This is a genomic window from Nonomuraea sp. NPDC048882 (assembly GCF_040649755.1).
In the GTDB taxonomy this organism is placed as follows: domain Bacteria; phylum Actinomycetota; class Actinomycetes; order Streptosporangiales; family Streptosporangiaceae; genus Nonomuraea; species Nonomuraea maheshkhaliensis.
In genome coordinates this window covers 95,060-109,198 of record NZ_JBEZGB010000004.1, presented here as the reverse complement: position 1 = coordinate 109,198, position 14,139 = coordinate 95,060, and the positions used below count along the sequence as shown (strand labels likewise).

14 protein-coding genes and 1 tRNA gene are annotated in these 14,139 nt (G+C 72.1%); 6 read left to right on the top strand and 9 right to left on the bottom strand.

The features are described from left to right. Positions 1 to 6 precede the first annotated feature (6 nt). From AB0C27_RS14965 to AB0C27_RS14955, 3 genes are all read right to left on the bottom strand, one after another. Positions 7 to 744, bottom strand: coding sequence for a DUF937 domain-containing protein (locus AB0C27_RS14965; protein ID WP_357843378.1), 738 nt, complete (start codon positions 742 to 744; stop codon positions 7 to 9). A 199-nt stretch (positions 745 to 943) separates the two neighbouring features. After that, the gene (gene ftsH, locus AB0C27_RS14960; protein ID WP_357843375.1) at positions 944 to 3,064 is read right to left on the bottom strand and encodes an ATP-dependent zinc metalloprotease FtsH; all 2,121 of its coding nucleotides are present in this window, start codon (positions 3,062 to 3,064) and stop codon (positions 944 to 946) included. A gap of 36 nt (positions 3,065 to 3,100) precedes the next feature. Continuing rightward, entirely contained in the window at positions 3,101 to 3,931 is an 831-nt protein-coding gene (locus tag AB0C27_RS14955; RefSeq protein WP_357843372.1) for a hypothetical protein, read from the bottom strand. Between the two features lie 179 nt (positions 3,932 to 4,110). Here AB0C27_RS14955 and AB0C27_RS14950 point away from each other — a divergent pair, with 179 nt between their 5' ends. Beyond that, positions 4,111 to 5,085: a DUF3616 domain-containing protein gene (locus AB0C27_RS14950; protein ID WP_357843369.1), complete on the top strand. Its 975-nt coding sequence runs from the start codon at positions 4,111 to 4,113 to the stop codon at positions 5,083 to 5,085. A gap of 37 nt (positions 5,086 to 5,122) precedes the next feature. Here the strand turns inward: AB0C27_RS14950 and AB0C27_RS14945 are convergent, their stop codons facing one another. After that, a complete protein-coding gene (locus AB0C27_RS14945) occupies positions 5,123 to 5,848 on the bottom strand; it encodes a peptidyl-tRNA hydrolase (protein WP_357843366.1) in 726 nt (241 codons plus the stop codon). Then, positions 5,845 to 7,107: an MFS transporter gene (locus AB0C27_RS14940; protein ID WP_357843363.1), complete on the bottom strand. Its 1,263-nt coding sequence runs from the start codon at positions 7,105 to 7,107 to the stop codon at positions 5,845 to 5,847. The genes AB0C27_RS14945 and AB0C27_RS14940 overlap by 4 nt, the downstream gene beginning before the upstream one ends. Positions 7,108 to 7,178: 71 nt before the next feature. Here AB0C27_RS14940 and AB0C27_RS14935 point away from each other — a divergent pair, with 71 nt between their 5' ends. From AB0C27_RS14935 to AB0C27_RS14915, 5 genes are all read left to right on the top strand, one after another. After that, positions 7,179 to 8,129, top strand: coding sequence for a helix-turn-helix domain-containing protein (locus tag AB0C27_RS14935; protein WP_357843360.1), 951 nt, complete (start codon positions 7,179 to 7,181; stop codon positions 8,127 to 8,129). 84 nt (positions 8,130 to 8,213) lie between these two features. Next, the gene (locus AB0C27_RS14930) at positions 8,214 to 9,035 is read left to right on the top strand and encodes an SAM-dependent methyltransferase (protein WP_357843356.1); all 822 of its coding nucleotides are present in this window, start codon (positions 8,214 to 8,216) and stop codon (positions 9,033 to 9,035) included. Positions 9,036 to 9,107: 72 nt separating this feature from the next. Further along, a complete protein-coding gene (locus AB0C27_RS14925; protein ID WP_357843353.1) occupies positions 9,108 to 9,680 on the top strand; it encodes an ABATE domain-containing protein in 573 nt (190 codons plus the stop codon). An 85-nt stretch (positions 9,681 to 9,765) separates the two neighbouring features. Next, entirely contained in the window at positions 9,766 to 10,209 is a 444-nt protein-coding gene (locus AB0C27_RS14920) for a VOC family protein (RefSeq protein ID WP_357843350.1), read from the top strand. Continuing rightward, positions 10,209 to 11,066 carry a pyridoxamine 5'-phosphate oxidase family protein gene (locus AB0C27_RS14915; RefSeq protein WP_357843347.1) on the top strand — a complete coding sequence of 286 codons (858 nt, stop codon included), beginning with the start codon at positions 10,209 to 10,211 and terminating at the stop codon, positions 11,064 to 11,066. The genes AB0C27_RS14920 and AB0C27_RS14915 overlap by 1 nt, the downstream gene beginning before the upstream one ends. 24 nt (positions 11,067 to 11,090) lie before the next feature. On the opposite strand, the gene AB0C27_RS14910 is transcribed toward AB0C27_RS14915, so the two are convergent. From AB0C27_RS14910 to AB0C27_RS14895, 4 genes are all read right to left on the bottom strand, one after another. After that, the gene (locus AB0C27_RS14910) at positions 11,091 to 11,993 is read right to left on the bottom strand and encodes a bifunctional helix-turn-helix transcriptional regulator/GNAT family N-acetyltransferase (protein ID WP_357843344.1); all 903 of its coding nucleotides are present in this window, start codon (positions 11,991 to 11,993) and stop codon (positions 11,091 to 11,093) included. 28 nt (positions 11,994 to 12,021) lie between these two features. Next, positions 12,022 to 12,270, bottom strand: a complete 249-nt coding sequence (locus AB0C27_RS14905; protein ID WP_357843341.1) for a hypothetical protein — start codon at positions 12,268 to 12,270, stop codon at positions 12,022 to 12,024. Positions 12,271 to 12,382: 112 nt separating this feature from the next. After that, positions 12,383 to 12,455 (bottom strand) — tRNA-Ala (locus AB0C27_RS14900). Between the two features lie 129 nt (positions 12,456 to 12,584). Then, positions 12,585 to 14,081 (bottom strand): von Willebrand factor type A domain-containing protein, encoded by a 1,497-nt coding sequence (locus AB0C27_RS14895; RefSeq protein WP_357843338.1) that lies wholly within the window; start codon positions 14,079 to 14,081, stop codon positions 12,585 to 12,587. Positions 14,082 to 14,139: the final 58 nt, after the last annotated feature.

The window sequence follows — 14,139 nt, the reverse complement described above, 5'->3', positions numbered from 1 at the left end:
TACCGGTCACCAGTCGGGGTCCGTCGTGCCCGGTGCCGCCCCACGCTCGCCCCTGGAGGTCATCCCGCGTTCGCCCCGCGCCGTACCCGGCGTCAGCCCGCGTTCGGCCCCGCCCGTGGCCGGTGTCGCGCCGTGGCCCCTTCCTGAGGTGCCGCTGGAGGGGGGTATTTCGTGTTCGGTCCGGTACGGGTCGATGCGCGGCTCGTACGGCCCCAGCTGCCGCGGCACGGCCCCGCCGAAGATGTCCCCCAGGATCCCGTCCAGCAGTTCCCCCAGCCCGCCTGGCACCGAGGCGCGTTCGCGTTCGAGGTCGTCGGCCAGGGCGGTGGGGTCCATGTCGCGACTGGCGGCGCGACCGGCCAGCAGGGACATGATCATGGGGGCGATGAGGGGCATGAGCTTCATGATGGTCCCCGAGTCGACCCCGGCCAGGCGTGAGAGCTGGGACGCGGCCAGCTCGGTCCCCTGACCCCCCAGGACGTGGCCGAGGATGCTGTGCCCGTCTCTCGTCAGCGAGGCCACGTCACCGTTGAAGGGGTCGGCGTCCCTGTGGTCGTCCAGCGCTCCGAGCAGGGCGTCGGCGCCGTCCGGGTGTTCGGCGTTGCGGGCCAGGCCGCCGACGATCGTGCCCGACACGGCCTCGATGACCTTGCGGGCCGTGAGCGTGTCGGAGCCGAGCATGCCGGCGATCTGCTCCAGTCCTGAGTCTCCGAGTCCGGCGAGAAGCTCGTCATACAGTGTCACGACGGTCCCCCGATCACAGTCGTCTCGGATGACCTGCCCCTGGAGAACCAGGACCAACGTCCGGATTGTCCTAATTCTCGGAAAAGCCGCGGCCCTGGCCTCCGGAAACGCGATCGGTGTCCGGAGGCCAGGGCCGGGGTTCGAAATGAAGCCGCCTGTCCAGATATGAGGTGGCCGGCGTTCGTGCCCGACCGAAAGGTCAGCGTTGGTGCTGGGGCTGAGGGTCGGTGAAGGGGTGCTGGTCGGGGTCGCCGGCCGGCGCCGCCTGGCCCGTCTCCGTGTCAGCGGTGACCGGCTCGGACTCCGGCGTCGTGGCCGGGACGCCTTCGGCGGTAGCCACCGGATGGGCCTGGGTGAAGGCCGTCGGCCGCGCCTCGACGGCCGCGGGCCGCCGATCGGCGGAGCCGCCGGACCCGTTCGGCGTGTAGAGGCCGGCCGCCGCGTACGCCCCCGCCTCGTCCAGCGTCTCGTGCTCCAGCAGCGCCGCCACGATCGCGTCCAGCTTGTCGCGGTTGTCGCCGAGGACCTGGAGCGCGCGTTCGTAGCACTCGTCCACGATCCGCCGCGCCTCCTCGTCGACCGTGGCGAGCGTGGCGGGCGAGGCCTGCGGCTGCTGGCCGTCGTTGGGCAGGATGGTCAGCGGGCCGACCTTCTCCGACATCCCCCACCGGCCCACCATGCCGCGGGCGATCATGGTGACCTGTTCGAGGTCGTTCTCGGCGCCGGTGGTGATGACGCCGAAGACGACCTGCTCGGCCGCCATGCCGCCGAGCGCGCCGGTGATGCGGCCGCGCAGGTACTGCTCGTCGTAGGCGTAGCGGTCGGTGTCGGGGGTGGAGAGGGTGACGCCCAGGGCCCGCCCGCGCGGGATGATGGAGATCTTCCTGACCGGGTCGGCGCCGGGCTGGAGCATGCCGAGCAGCGCGTGGCCGGCCTCGTGGAAGGCGGTGCGCGTGCGCTCCTCCTCCGGCATGACGATGCTGCGGGCCGCGCCGAGCTGCAGCTTCTCCAGCGCGTCGGCGAAGTCGGCCATCGTGACCTTGTCCTTGCCGCGCTTGGCGGCGAGCAGGGCGGCCTCGTTGACCAGGTTGGCCAGGTCGGCGCCGGTCATGCCGGGCGTGGTCTTGGCGAGCTGGTCGAGGCTGACCTTGGCGTCCATGGGCACGCCGCGCGTGTGGACGGCCAGGATCGCGGTGCGGCCGGCCGCGTCGGGCAGGCCCACCTGGACCGTGCGGTCGAAGCGGCCGGGACGCAGCAGCGCGGGGTCGAGGATCTCGGGCCGGTTGGTGGCCCCGATGACGATCACGCCCTCGGCGCCGGAGAAGCCGTCCATCTCGGTGAGGATCTGGTTAAGCGTCTGCTCGCGCTCGTCGTGGCCGCCGATGCCGCCCGCGCCGCCGCGGGCCCGGCCGATGGCGTCGATCTCGTCGATGAAGACGATCGACGGCGCCACCTTGCGCGCCTCCTCGAACAGGTCGCGCACCCGGGAGGCGCCCACGCCCACGATCATCTCGATGAACTCGGAGGCGCTGGCCGAGAAGTAGGGCACCTTGGCCTCACCGGCGACCGCCCTGGCCAGCAGCGTCTTGCCGGTGCCCGGAGGGCCGGCGAGCAGCACGCCCTTGGGCAGCTTGGCGCCGAGCCTGCGGTATTTGCCGGGATCCTTGAGGTAGTCGACGATCTCGACGAGCTCGTTCTCGACCTCGTCGATGCCGGCGACGTCCTCGAACGTGACCCGCACCTGCCCGGCCTCGACCGGCTTGGCCGCCTTGGACTTGCCGAGCCCGCCCAGGCCGCCGCCCATCATGCTGGCGCCACGGCGCATGATCCAGATCCACAGGCCGGCCAGGAGCAGCACGGGCAGCAGCGACAGCAGCAGGTTGGAGAAGAAGCCCCGGGTGATCGGCTTGCTGGTGATCACGACCTGGCCGGTGGACAGCTGCTGGTCGAGCTGGTCGGTGTTGGCGAAGGCGGGGATCTCGGTGGCGAAGCGCGTGTAGGAGGCGCCGCCGTCGGGGTTCTTCACCGCCGAACGCAGGTCGCCCTCGACCGACAGGCCCTCGGCGTAGATGTCCTTGACGTTCTTGGCGTTCACCTGGTTGGTGAACTCGGTGTACGAGATCGTCTCGACGGATCCGCTGTCGACGAACGACGACACGACGAAGAAGCCCGCGTACACCACGAGCAGCGTGACGACGAAGCGCCACCAGTTGATCTTCGGCCGGCCGCCGGGCGTGCCCGGCAGCCCTTCGGAGCGCCAGGGCGGCTTGCCTTTGCCCTTGTCCTTCTCCGGAGCTTGCGGCGGTCCAGAGCGTTCCACGGCGTCACTCCCCCACATCGCCGCACACATGATCTTCTAGCCTAGAACACGTACCCCTGAGGCCACGCGGCCGATGTCGCGCCACTGCTTTCGCCGCGAATCCGGCACTGTGACGAACGCAAGTCCCGGCTTGCTCATTCCCCCGTCCATGATCACGACGGCGGCGCGCGAGGTGTGCTTCCCGTACGTGACGCGGTAGACGAGCATCCAGCCGCGCTTGACCGGCTGCGAGGCCAGCCAGGTGATCCTGGAGCCGTCGGGGTGATGGTTGAGCGTCCAGCGGGCGGCCAGCAGGGCGGTGTCGCGCGGGGACTTCTGCGCCAGGATCGGCAGCGGGCAGGTGACGAACATGCCGCGCACGTCCGCGCCGCGCGTCCTGGGCAGCACCTGCTTGGTGGTGAACGGCGCCGCCCCGTGCGGCTTCCACGGGCCGGACAGGCGCGGCACCGCGAGCCCGGTGCGGGCGTCCTTGACGAAGCGCTTGCCCGGGGAGCGCAGGGGGATGCGCTTGACGCCCCGGGAGAGCTTGGGGACGCGCGGGTCGGCGTGCAGGGCCTCCATGGCCGTGTAGCCGGGCGCCAGCGACCCACTGGGTGACGGCGTCGGCTGCTGCGCGGGAGCGGCGCTGGCGGGCGGATCAGAAGGCCCGGACGAAGGCTCCTGCGAGGGCCCCGCGGACGGCTCCGGCGACGGCTCGGACGACGGTTCGGACGACCGGGCGGAGCCGGACGAGGGCGGTGCGGCCGGCGGCGCGGTGACCGGCCCCGCCGCGACCTCGTCCGGCTCCGACGGGAGCACCATGACCAGCGCAGCGACTACCGCCGCGACGGCGGTGGCCATGGCCAGCCCCCGGTACACGTCCCGCATCCGCAGATCGCCGATGCGGGAGCGTCTGGGCGGAGAGGCAGGGATCCCATGCCGTGCGGCCGTTATCACTCGGGAACCCTTGATCTCATCTTCCCCATGGAGCACGACGGGAGCGTACGACATATCCCGCCATCGCGTCCGGGAAGCGACCGAAGTGCAATCATGGCGTGGTGGAACAGGTGGAGTTGCGATTCAACCATGCTTCGCAAGCGGCGCAAACACACACAAATCTCTCAGCGATCCGCCAGAGTTCCACCGGGCTCTGGGTCGCCGGCGACGAGACGGCGACCTTCGAACACCTCACGTGGACCGGCGACCACTACGGCGCCCAGCGCACCTTCCGCCTGGCCGACTACGTCAGCCTGCCCGCCGGTCCGGACGACGAGGCCGACATCGAGGGTCTGGCCAGGACGGACGGCCACCTGTGGCTGGCCGGCTCGCACAGTCTCAAGCGCAAGCGGGTCAAGTCCAAGGACCCGGCCAAGGCCGCCGACCGGCTCGCCACCGTGGTCAGGGAGGAGAACCGCTTCATCCTCGTCCGCCTGCCGCTCGACGAGGCCACCGGGACGCCCCTGCCCGGCGCGATCCTCTCCGGCCGGGACAACCTCGCTGAGGCGCTCAAGGACGACCGGCACCTCGCGCCGTTCCTGGCGCTGCCGGGCAAGGACAACGGCCTCGACGTCGAGGGCATCGCCGTCACGGGGGACCGCGTCCACCTCGGGCTGCGGGGTCCTGTGCTGCGGGGCTGGGCGGTGGTGCTGGAGCTGCGGATCGAAGACGCGGGCAAGGGACGGCTGCGGCTGCGCGAGCCGTACCGCAAGCACTTCCTGGACCTGGGCGGGCTGGGCGTGCGGGACATGTGCCCTGACGGTGACGCGCTGCTGCTGCTCGCCGGGCCCACCATGGACCTCGACGGTCCGGTACGCGTCATACGGTGGCAGCCGGACCGGCAGAACGACAGGCGGCCCGGCGTCGTGCCGGAGGGCGAGCTGGAGGTCGTCGCCGACCTGCCCTACGGCGTCGGCTGCGACCACCCCGAGGGGCTGGTACGGCTGGCGGACGGGCGGCTCATGGTCGTGTACGACAGCCCTTCGCCCGCGCGGATCACCCCGGCGGGCGGCGTGCTGGCGGACGTCTTCACCCCGCGCCCATAAAGCCCGGAGCAAAGCCCGTAGCGCCGGGGACGTGCGTTCAGGCGCCGCTGGTGGGGACGCGGCCGTAGAGCCAGGGCGCGTCCGCGACGAACGTGCACGAACCCGGCTCGATCTCCGTGAACCCGGCGTCGCGCACCACGGGCAGCCCCGCCGCCACCATGGAGTCGAACTCCTCCTGGGTGCCGGCCGTGCGCACGGACACCGCCAGCCCCCGCTCACGCCACGCGGCCCGCTCGTCCGCGTCGCTGGCCCACCAGGCGAGCTGGGCGGCGTGCCCGGCCTGAGCCATGGCCTTGCCCGCGGACATCTCCAGCGCCGGGTTGGCCCACAGGATCGGCGGCTCGGCGGGCCTGGGCGGGGCGGTGTCGGTCAGCTCGGTGCCGGAGACCTGCAGCCTGGCCAGGTCGCGCGGCCAGTCGTCGAGCGGCACGGGCGGGTGCACGCGCACCTCGGCCGTGCGGTGCTCGATCGTCCGGCCGGGCAGCGCGAGCGCCCTGCGCCACTCGGCGCCCCTGGCCCGGCGCACGACCTTGCGGATCTTTCCGGTGGACTGCCAGGCGTGCAGCTCGCCGGTCCACTCCCCCGGGTCGTCGAGGAGGCTCAGCACGGCCATGGCGGCGGCCTCCAGCGCGTCGGTGCGCTCAGGAGGCCCTTGGCGAGGTCCCTTCGCTGGGCCAGGGACAAGGCCGGAGTCGGGTGCGGTCTGGGGTGCGGCGCGCTCGATCCTGACGACGAGGGGCAGCACGTAAAGCTCGCTGTTCATCGTCTCCTAGCATGCCCGATGGCCAGGGACATGCCGGCGGCGAGGAGGCAGAGGGCGCCGGAGACGTACCAGGCCAGGTCGTACGCGCCCAGCTGGTCGCGGGTGAGCCCGGCGCCGACGGCGGCGATGGCGGCCCCGACCTGGTGCGAGCCGAACACCCAGCCGAACACCACGGCCCCGTCGGCCCCGTAGATCCGCCGGCACAGCGCCACCGTGGGCGGCACGGTCGCCACCCAGTCCAGGCCGTAGAAGATGATGAAGATCAGCATGCTGGGCTCGGCGGTGGCCGCGAACAGGCCGGGCAGCACCATCAGCGACAGGCCGCGCAGCCCGTAGTAGACGCCGAGGAGCACCTTGGGGTCGATCCTGTCACTCAGCCAGCCGGACGCGATCGTGCCCGCGATGTCGAAGATGCCGATCACGGCCAGCAGGCCCGCGGCGACGGGCTGGGCCATGCCGTGGTCGTGGGCGGCGGGGATGAAGTGAGTGCCGACGAGGCCGTTCGTACTGGCTCCGCAGATCGCGAAGCCGCCCGCCAGCAGCCAGAACGGGCGCGTCCGCGCGGCGGAGGCGAGCACCGAGACGGCCCGCACCGCCGCGTTGACCTTCGCGGCCGGCGCGGCGGGCGCCGCCTCAGGATCGGCCCCGAGCGCCGTCGTGCCGACGTCCTCGGGCCGGTCGCGCAGCAGCCACCACACGAACGGCACCACGGCCAGCGCCGCGACGGCCACGGTCAGCGAGGCGAAGCGCCAGCCGGGGCCCTGCGCGAGCTGGGCCAGCACGGGCAGGAAGACGAGCTGCCCGGTGGCGCCGGCCGCGGTGAGCACGCCGGTGACCAGACCGCGGTGCCGGACGAACCAGCGGTCCACCACGGTCGCGGCGAACACCAGCGCCATCGACCCCGTGCCGAGTCCCACCAGCACGCCCCAGAACAGCAGCAGCTGCCAGCTCGCGGTCATCAGCACCGTCAGCCCGCTGCCCGCGGCGATCAGCAGCAGGGCGACGGCGACCACGCGGCGCATGCCGAAGCGGTCCATGAGCGCGGCGGCGAAGGGGGCGGTCAGGCCGTAGAGCACCAGGTTGATCGAGACGGCCAGCGAGATGGTGCCCGCCGACCAGCCGAACTCCTCCTGCAGCGGCGTGATCAGCACGCCCGGCGTGGCCCGGAACCCGGCGGAGCCCAGGATGGCCACGAAGGCGACGGCCGCCACGTACCAGGCCCGGTGGAGTCGGCGCGTGGGGGTGGTGCTCAAGGTCATGCGCCCATCCTGGGATATCCCGCCACACGGCCACGAGTGGCCGGAAAGCCAATATGTGTAAGAATCCGGCCATGGTGCATCGTGTCGCGGTCGTCGTGCTCAACCATTTCGCCCCGCTCGACCTCGGCGTGCCCGGCCAGGTGTTCTGGGCGGCGGAGACGCCGTCGGGCGAGAAGCTGTACGAGGTGGTGACGTGCTCGGAGGGCCGCATGCCGGTGCGGTGCAACGCGGGCTACAGCGTGCTGCCCGACCACGACCTCGACGTGCTCGACACGGCGGACACGGTCCTGGTGCCCGGCATCCACGCGGGCCGGGCGCTGCGCGACGGCACGATCTCGGACACCTTGCGGCGGGCGTTGCGGGGGCGCCCTCGGACGATGTCGATCTGCACCGGTTCGTACGTGCTGGCGGCGGCGGGTCTGCTCGACGGCCGCCCGGCCACCACGCACTGGCGTGAGGCGGCCCGCTTCGCCCGCTTGTTCCCCCAGGTCAAGCTGGATCCCGACGTGTTGTTCGTGGACGACGGCGACGTGCTGACCTCGGCGGGCGTCGCCTCCGGCATGGACCTGTGCCTGCACGTGATCAGGCGCGACCACGGCAGCGAGGTGGCCAACAGGGCGGCGCGGCGCTGCGTGATGCCGCCGTGGCGGGAGGGCGGCCAGGCTCAGTACATCGACCGGCCACTCCCGTACGGCGACGGCGGCGGCACGGCGGCCACCCGCGACTGGATGCTCGCCCACCTCGACGCCCCGCTCGACCTCACCGCGCTGGCCGGGCACGCCAGGATGAGTGTGCGCACGTTCACCAGGCGCTTTCGCGAGGAGACCGGCATGAGCCCGGCCAGGTGGCTGAACGGGCAGCGGGTGCAGCACGCCAGGCGGCTGCTGGAGACGACGGATCTCGGTGTGGAGGAGGTGTCCAGGCGGGCGGGCTTCCGTTCGGCGGTCTCGCTGCGCCAGCACCTGCACGCGGCGGTCGGGGTGTCGCCGCTCGCCTACCGCCATACCTTCCGGCGCACCTGATCGGCCGCTCGCCGCATGACCCCCCGGAACGCTCCGGCATGGCTCGTAGACTTCGCGGCAGCGAAGCCACCGGGAGGGCGGGAGATGACCGAGGCGGACCGCGCACCAGCCGGGATCGACCCCACCGTGCCCAGCGTCGCCCGCATGTACGACTACTACCTCGGCGGCCGCGACAACTTCGCCGCCGACCGCAGGGCCGCTGAAGAGATGATCAGGCTCGGCCGCAGGATGGGCAACGACACCCGGCGGATCGCCCTGGCCAACCGCGCCTTCCTCGGCCGCGCGGTGCGCTCGATCGCCGAGGCGGGCGTGCGCCGGTTCGTCGACATCGGCGCCGGGCTGCCCACCCAGGACAACGTGCACCAGGTGGCCGCGCGGCACGTCTCCGGCTCCCGCGTCGTCTACGTGGACAACGACCCGATCGTGCTGGCCCACGCCCGCGCGCTGCTGGCCAGGCAGCCGGATGTCATCGCGCTGGAGGGCGACCTGAGGGACCCCGACGCGATCCTCGACGATCCGCTCGTCACGGGGCATCTCGACCTCTCCGAGCCGTACGCGGTCCTCATGGTGGCGGTGCTGCACTTCATCACCGACGACGCCGAGGCGGCCAGGATCGTCGCCCGCGTGCGCGAGCGGCTGCCGCGGGGCTCCTACCTGGTGCTCTCCCACCTGTACGCGGGCGACGTCACCGACGAGGAGGCGCGGGCGGGCCAGCAGGTCTACGCCGCGACCGACTCAGGTGGCCTGGCCAGGCGCGGCTACGACACCATCGCGTCCTATTTCGGGGGGATGGAGCTGGTCGGTCCCGGTGTCGTGCCGGTGGCCGACTGGACGCCCGACGGGACGCCCGGGGAGGCGTACGACCTGGTCAGGTCGGGCATCCTCGCCGGAGTCGCCCGCGCCTGACCTCAGGAGCGGACGGTAGTTCCCGGCTTCTTTCTCACGGCAAGACAGTCGGACAGGCGTTAGGTTGAACAGGTGCCGCATCTCAGTCTGGACTTCGTCAGCACGGTCAGAGCCGACCGTTCCGGCCTGGTCGACGCCCTGTCGGACGCGGACGGCCTGACGGCCTGGGCCCGCGAGCACGCGGCCGAGCTGGGCCTGGATCCCGGCTTCACCGCCTCCGACGAGCTGCGGGATCAGGTCGTACGACTGCGTCAGGCCGTACGCGCCCTGTTCGCCAGGGCCGTGACCCCGGAGCCGCCGAGCCGGGCGGACGCGCCAGAGCTGCCCGGGTTCGAGGAGTCGCTGGCCCTGGTCAACGCCACCGCCCTGGCGGCCCCCACGGCCGCGCAACTGTCCTGGAACGGAGAGCCGTCCCTCGTCGTCACCCCCGCCAGGGGGACGGATGAGCCGGCCCGGCTGTGCGGGCGGCTGGCGACGGCGGCGGTGGAGTTCCTCGCCGGCCCGGACCGGGCTCTGCTGCGCACCTGCCGGGCGCCGCGTTGCGTGCTCTATTTCGTCAAGGAGCATCCGCGTCAGGAATGGTGCTCGACGGCCTGCGGCAACCGCGCCCGCGCGGCCCGGCACTACCGGGAGCACAAGAGGTGACCCACTTCTAACGCCATAGACGCAAATTTGCCGTTATAGTTCTTCTAACGGCAAACCAGCACCGCATGCGTTAGAGGAGTGAGGCATGTCCTTCCAGACCGGGCATATCGGGCTCAACGTCGCCGACGTCGAGGCGTCCAAGGAGTTCTACCGGCGCGTCTTCGGGTTCACGGTCGCCCGCGAGTCCGAGGAGGACGGCCGGCGCTACGTGTTCCTGGCCCAGGACGGCACGCTGAAGCTGACCCTGTGGCAGCAGAGCGAGGGCCGCTTCGCCACCGCCCGGCCCGGGCTGCACCACCTGTCGTTCCAGGTGGCGGACCTGGAGGCGGTCCAGCGGGCCGAGCGGGCGATCAGGGAGCTGGGCGCGGTCGTGCACCACGGAGGCGTGGTGCCGCACGGCGAGGGCGCCACCTCGGGCGGCGTCTTCTTCGAAGACCCCGACGGCATCCGGCTGGAGATCTTCGCCCCGGACGGCGCCGGCGACCGCCCCGCACCCACGACCGGCGCGCCGACCTGCGGATTCTTCTAATGCGCGCACACCCTGGCGAGGTCGCGGTGCAGCGGCGCAACGGCGTCGCGCACGATCGCGGCAGCTCGCGGACCAGGCCGGAGATCCCCGAGGTCGCGGCCGCGTTCCTGCGGGCGCAGCGCATGATCCTGATCGGCGCCGCCGACGACCTCGGGCGGCCGTGGGCGAGCGTGCTCACCGGCCCCGCCGGGTTCGCCACGGCCGCGGGCGAGCGCACGATCGTGCTGCGCGCCCTGCCCGGCGCGGGCGATCCCCTGCACGGGCTGTTCGAGTCCGAACGGGACATCGGCCTGCTGGCCATCGAGCCGCACACGCGGCGCAGGATGCGGGTGAACGGCGGCGCCGTACGGGACGGGGACACGCTCGTCGTCAGGACCGAGCAGGTCTACGCCAACTGCCCCAAGTACATCCAGACCCGCGAACCCACCTCGGCCCCCGGCACCCCGGCCGTCCTCGGCCACGGCACCACCCTGGACCTGCGGCACTCGGACCTGATCGCGGCGGCCGACACGTTCTTCATCGCCACGCGCGCCGAGGGCTACGGCGCCGACGTGTCGCACCGGGGCGGCAACCCCGGCTTCGTCCGGGTCACCGGCCCGCGCTCACTGGAGTTCCCCGACTATCCGGGCAACACCATGTACATGACTCTGGGCAACCTGGAGCTGGATCCGGCGGCCGGGCTGCTGTTCCCCGACTGGGAGCGCGGCGGGACCCTGCAGCTCACCGGGCGGGCGCGGGTGGAATGGGGCGCGGAGCCGGTGGTGCGGTTCGAGCTGGACGCGTACGTCGACCGCGCCGGCACCCTGCCCGCCGGCTGGACCGCCCCCGGCTACCACCGCTTCAACCCGCCCGCCTGATCGCACCCCTGATCGGGGGCCCGCTCATCGCAAGAGGCGTTTCTCGAACCAGTGATGGGCGTACGGCTCGTCGTTGAACGCCGCCACCTCCTCGTAACCGGCCGCCCGGTAGAGGGCGACGGCCTCGGTGAGCGCCCGGTTGGTTTCCAGCCGCAGCGTACGCGCGCCGTGGCCGGCCGCCCGCCCCTCCGCCTCGGCCAGCAGCCGCCGCCCGAGACCGAGCCTGCGGGCCGTCGGGTCCACCCACATCCGCTTGATCTCCGCCCACCCGGAACCGGCCCTGGAGGCGGGGTGCAGCTTCACCGCGACGCACCCCACCGGCTCGGCGTGGAGCATCGCGACCAGGAACATCCCGGCGGGCAGCCGCACCTCCTCGTCACCGGCCGGGATGCCGCGCGCGGGATCGTACCCGTCGTCGAAGCGGCGGGCCAGCTCGGCGAAGTAGGCCCGCAGGCAGTGGCGGGCATGGGGGTGGCGGGGGTCGAGCACCTTCACCTCGACCATGGAGGCGATCAGCAGTCGCTCGACCTCCGACATCGCGGCCACCAGGCGCTCGCGCTGGGTGCCGGAGAGCGGCCGCAGGATCGACGCGGCCACCTCGTCGGAGCGGCGGTCGAGCTCGGCCCGCTCGGCCAGCCCGGCGGCGGTGAGGCGGGCCGTGCGGACGCGCCCGTCGGGGCCCGCGCCGCCGACCTCCACCAGCCCGTCGGCCTCCAGCGAGCGCAGCAGCCTGCTCATGTATCCCGAGTCGAGCTCCAGCCGGGCCCGCAGCGCGCGGATCTCGCTGCCTTCCGCGCCGATCTCCCACAACACCCGCGCCTGGCCGAGGGCTCGCCCCCTGGCCAGGAATCCGTCGTTGAGCGCCCCTATCCGCTGGGTCACGGTCCGCTGGAAGCGGCGGACCCGTCCGATCGCCGTGTCGTCCATTATCTGACTCTAGTCAGTATCAGCCGGTTCACAGGAGCGGATCCGCGATGGGGACCGCGCTGTAATCCTCGCCCGCGACGGGGCGGATCTCCTTCCAGTGCACCCAGCGCGCGCTCGCGTCGTGCCGGGCCCGCGGCGGCCACAGCAGGTATCCCCACCGCGCCCCCTGGGCGTCGTCACCCCAGGCGAGCAGGTAACGCTCCGCGCCGTCGCGGATCGCCGCGGCATGCTCGACGACGGGCGGCCTCCAGATCTCAGGCAGTTCCACAGGGTTCATGTCTTCTATTATACGAACAATTGTTCGATAGATCCACGATATCGAGGGATCCATCCTGACTCCGGACACACGAAAGGCCGCCCCCGATCGCGGGAGCGGCCTTCGCCGAGAGTGGAGCTATGGGGATTCGAACCCCAGACCTCCTCCATGCCATGGAGGCGCGCTACCAACTGCGCCATAGCCCCTCGTGCCAGTCAAAAGTGTAGCCGACTCCGGGACTTCCGGCGCACACTCGCCGATCGGGCCGGCGGCCGGCACAGGGAGGCAGACAGGGAGGCAGACAGGGAGGCCCGGTCCGGGCCGCCCTGCCGGTGTCAGCGGATCGACTTCGCCCGGTCGATCAGCGTGGCCAGCTCCGACACCATCGGGTCCTCCGAGGTGGCGGCCAGCCGGGTGGCGTGCTCGCCGAGCGAGCCCAGGTCCATGCCGAACGCCTCCTTGTCGCGCATGTAGCCGGCGAACGCGGCCACCACCACGTCGACCTGCAGCCGTACCGGCGCCTTGTCCCAGACGGAGGCGGCCAGGTCGCCGGAGCGCAGGGACTCGCTCGTCTCGGACGCGGCCCTGGTGTCGGGGTCCTGCCAGCGCACGGTGGCCTGGGCGAGCTGGCCGTCGGCGCCGGGCTTGAGCTTGAGCGCGTACAGGGCGGTGACGGAGTGGCCGGGGCCGATCTCGCCGCCGTCGCGGCTGTCGTCGCGGAACTCCTCGGCCGACAGCGCCCGGTTCTCGTAGCCGACGAGCCGGTAGCTCTCCACCACGGACTGGTTGAAGACCACCTGGGCCTTCGCGTCGCGCGCCCGCAGCTCGATGGTGGCGGGCAGCTGGGTGGTGAAGATCTTCTCGGCCTCCTCCTCGGAGCTGACGTACACGGCCATGCCGTCGCCGTTGTCGGCGAGCTGCTCCATCAGCTCGTCGCCGTACTCCCTGCCGACGCCGACGGTCAGCAGCGTGACCTGCTTGCCCGCGTGCTCCTTGACCCGGTCGAGGAGGGCCTGCCACTGGGTGCTGCCCTGGTTGGCCAGGCCGTCGGACAGCACGATGACCCGGTTGGTGGCGGCGGGCCTGAACGCCTTGGAGGCCTCCTGGTAGCCGGTGACCAGGCCGGCCTCCAGGTTGGTGCCGCCGGCGACGGTGAGCTCGTTCACCGCCCGGCGCAGTTCGTCCCTGGCGGTCAGCGGCGTCATCGAGGCCAGCACGCTCGCCTCGTCGCTGAAGGAGACGATCGAGACCTGGTCGCCGGGCGCGAGCTGGTCGAGCAGCTTCTGCAGGGCGGACTTGACCAGGTCGAGCCGGCCGGCCTCGGCCATCGAGCCGGACACGTCCACCACGAACGTGAGGTTGGCGGGCCGCCGCTCGGCCGCCTGGCTGGCGCGGGTCTGCAGGCCGACCCGCATGACGGCCTCGTCGCGCGCGGGCAGCCTGGCGCCGTCCACGTGCACGGTGAATCCGTCGTCCGGCGGCTGCGCGTAGTCCTGCCTGAAGGCGTTGACCCATTCCTCGGGGCGGATCTCGGCCGGCGCGGGCCAGCGTCCCTCCTTGAGGGTGCGGCGGGCGTAGCCGTACGAGGCGGTGTCCACGTCGAGGGCGAACGTGGAGATCTGCGCCGCGGTCGTGTCCTGCTCGCCGTCCTCGCGCGCGGCCTGTTCGTCCTGCTGCTTCGGCGAGGCGCTGGGCACGGCGGGGCGACGCTGCCTCTCGTCCTCTTGCACGGGAGCGGCCGCTCCGCTGGTGCCGCTCTCACCGCCGCCGCAGGCCGCCAGACCGAGCAGGGCGACGAGGCCGACACCGACGATCAATGGGCGAAATCTCATTTCAACCACCTCCGAGTCGTACGACGGAATGTGGTTCGAGGCGGCCGGGTCGGTGACA

What these genes read in the sequence shown, in the direction of transcription:
- AB0C27_RS14920 (WP_357843350.1), top strand. Translation starts at nt 9,766, where the DNA reads ATGTCCTTCCAGACCGGGCATATCGGGCTCAACGTCGCCGACGTCGAG.
- AB0C27_RS14930 (WP_357843356.1), top strand. Translation starts at nt 8,214, where the DNA reads ATGACCGAGGCGGACCGCGCACCAGCCGGGATCGACCCCACCGTGCCC.
- AB0C27_RS14905 (WP_357843341.1), bottom strand. Translation starts at nt 12,270, where the DNA reads ATGAACCCTGTGGAACTGCCTGAGATCTGGAGGCCGCCCGTCGTCGAG.
- AB0C27_RS14945 (WP_357843366.1), bottom strand. Translation starts at nt 5,848, where the DNA reads ATGAACAGCGAGCTTTACGTGCTGCCCCTCGTCGTCAGGATCGAGCGC.
- AB0C27_RS14895 (WP_357843338.1), bottom strand. Translation starts at nt 14,081, where the DNA reads ATGAGATTTCGCCCATTGATCGTCGGTGTCGGCCTCGTCGCCCTGCTC.
- AB0C27_RS14935 (WP_357843360.1), top strand. Translation starts at nt 7,179, where the DNA reads ATGGTGCATCGTGTCGCGGTCGTCGTGCTCAACCATTTCGCCCCGCTC.
- AB0C27_RS14940 (WP_357843363.1), bottom strand. Translation starts at nt 7,107, where the DNA reads ATGACCTTGAGCACCACCCCCACGCGCCGACTCCACCGGGCCTGGTAC.
- AB0C27_RS14915 (WP_357843347.1), top strand. Translation starts at nt 10,209, where the DNA reads ATGCGCGCACACCCTGGCGAGGTCGCGGTGCAGCGGCGCAACGGCGTC.
- AB0C27_RS14955 (WP_357843372.1), bottom strand. Translation starts at nt 3,931, where the DNA reads ATGCGGGACGTGTACCGGGGGCTGGCCATGGCCACCGCCGTCGCGGCG.
- AB0C27_RS14910 (WP_357843344.1), bottom strand. Translation starts at nt 11,993, where the DNA reads ATGGACGACACGGCGATCGGACGGGTCCGCCGCTTCCAGCGGACCGTG.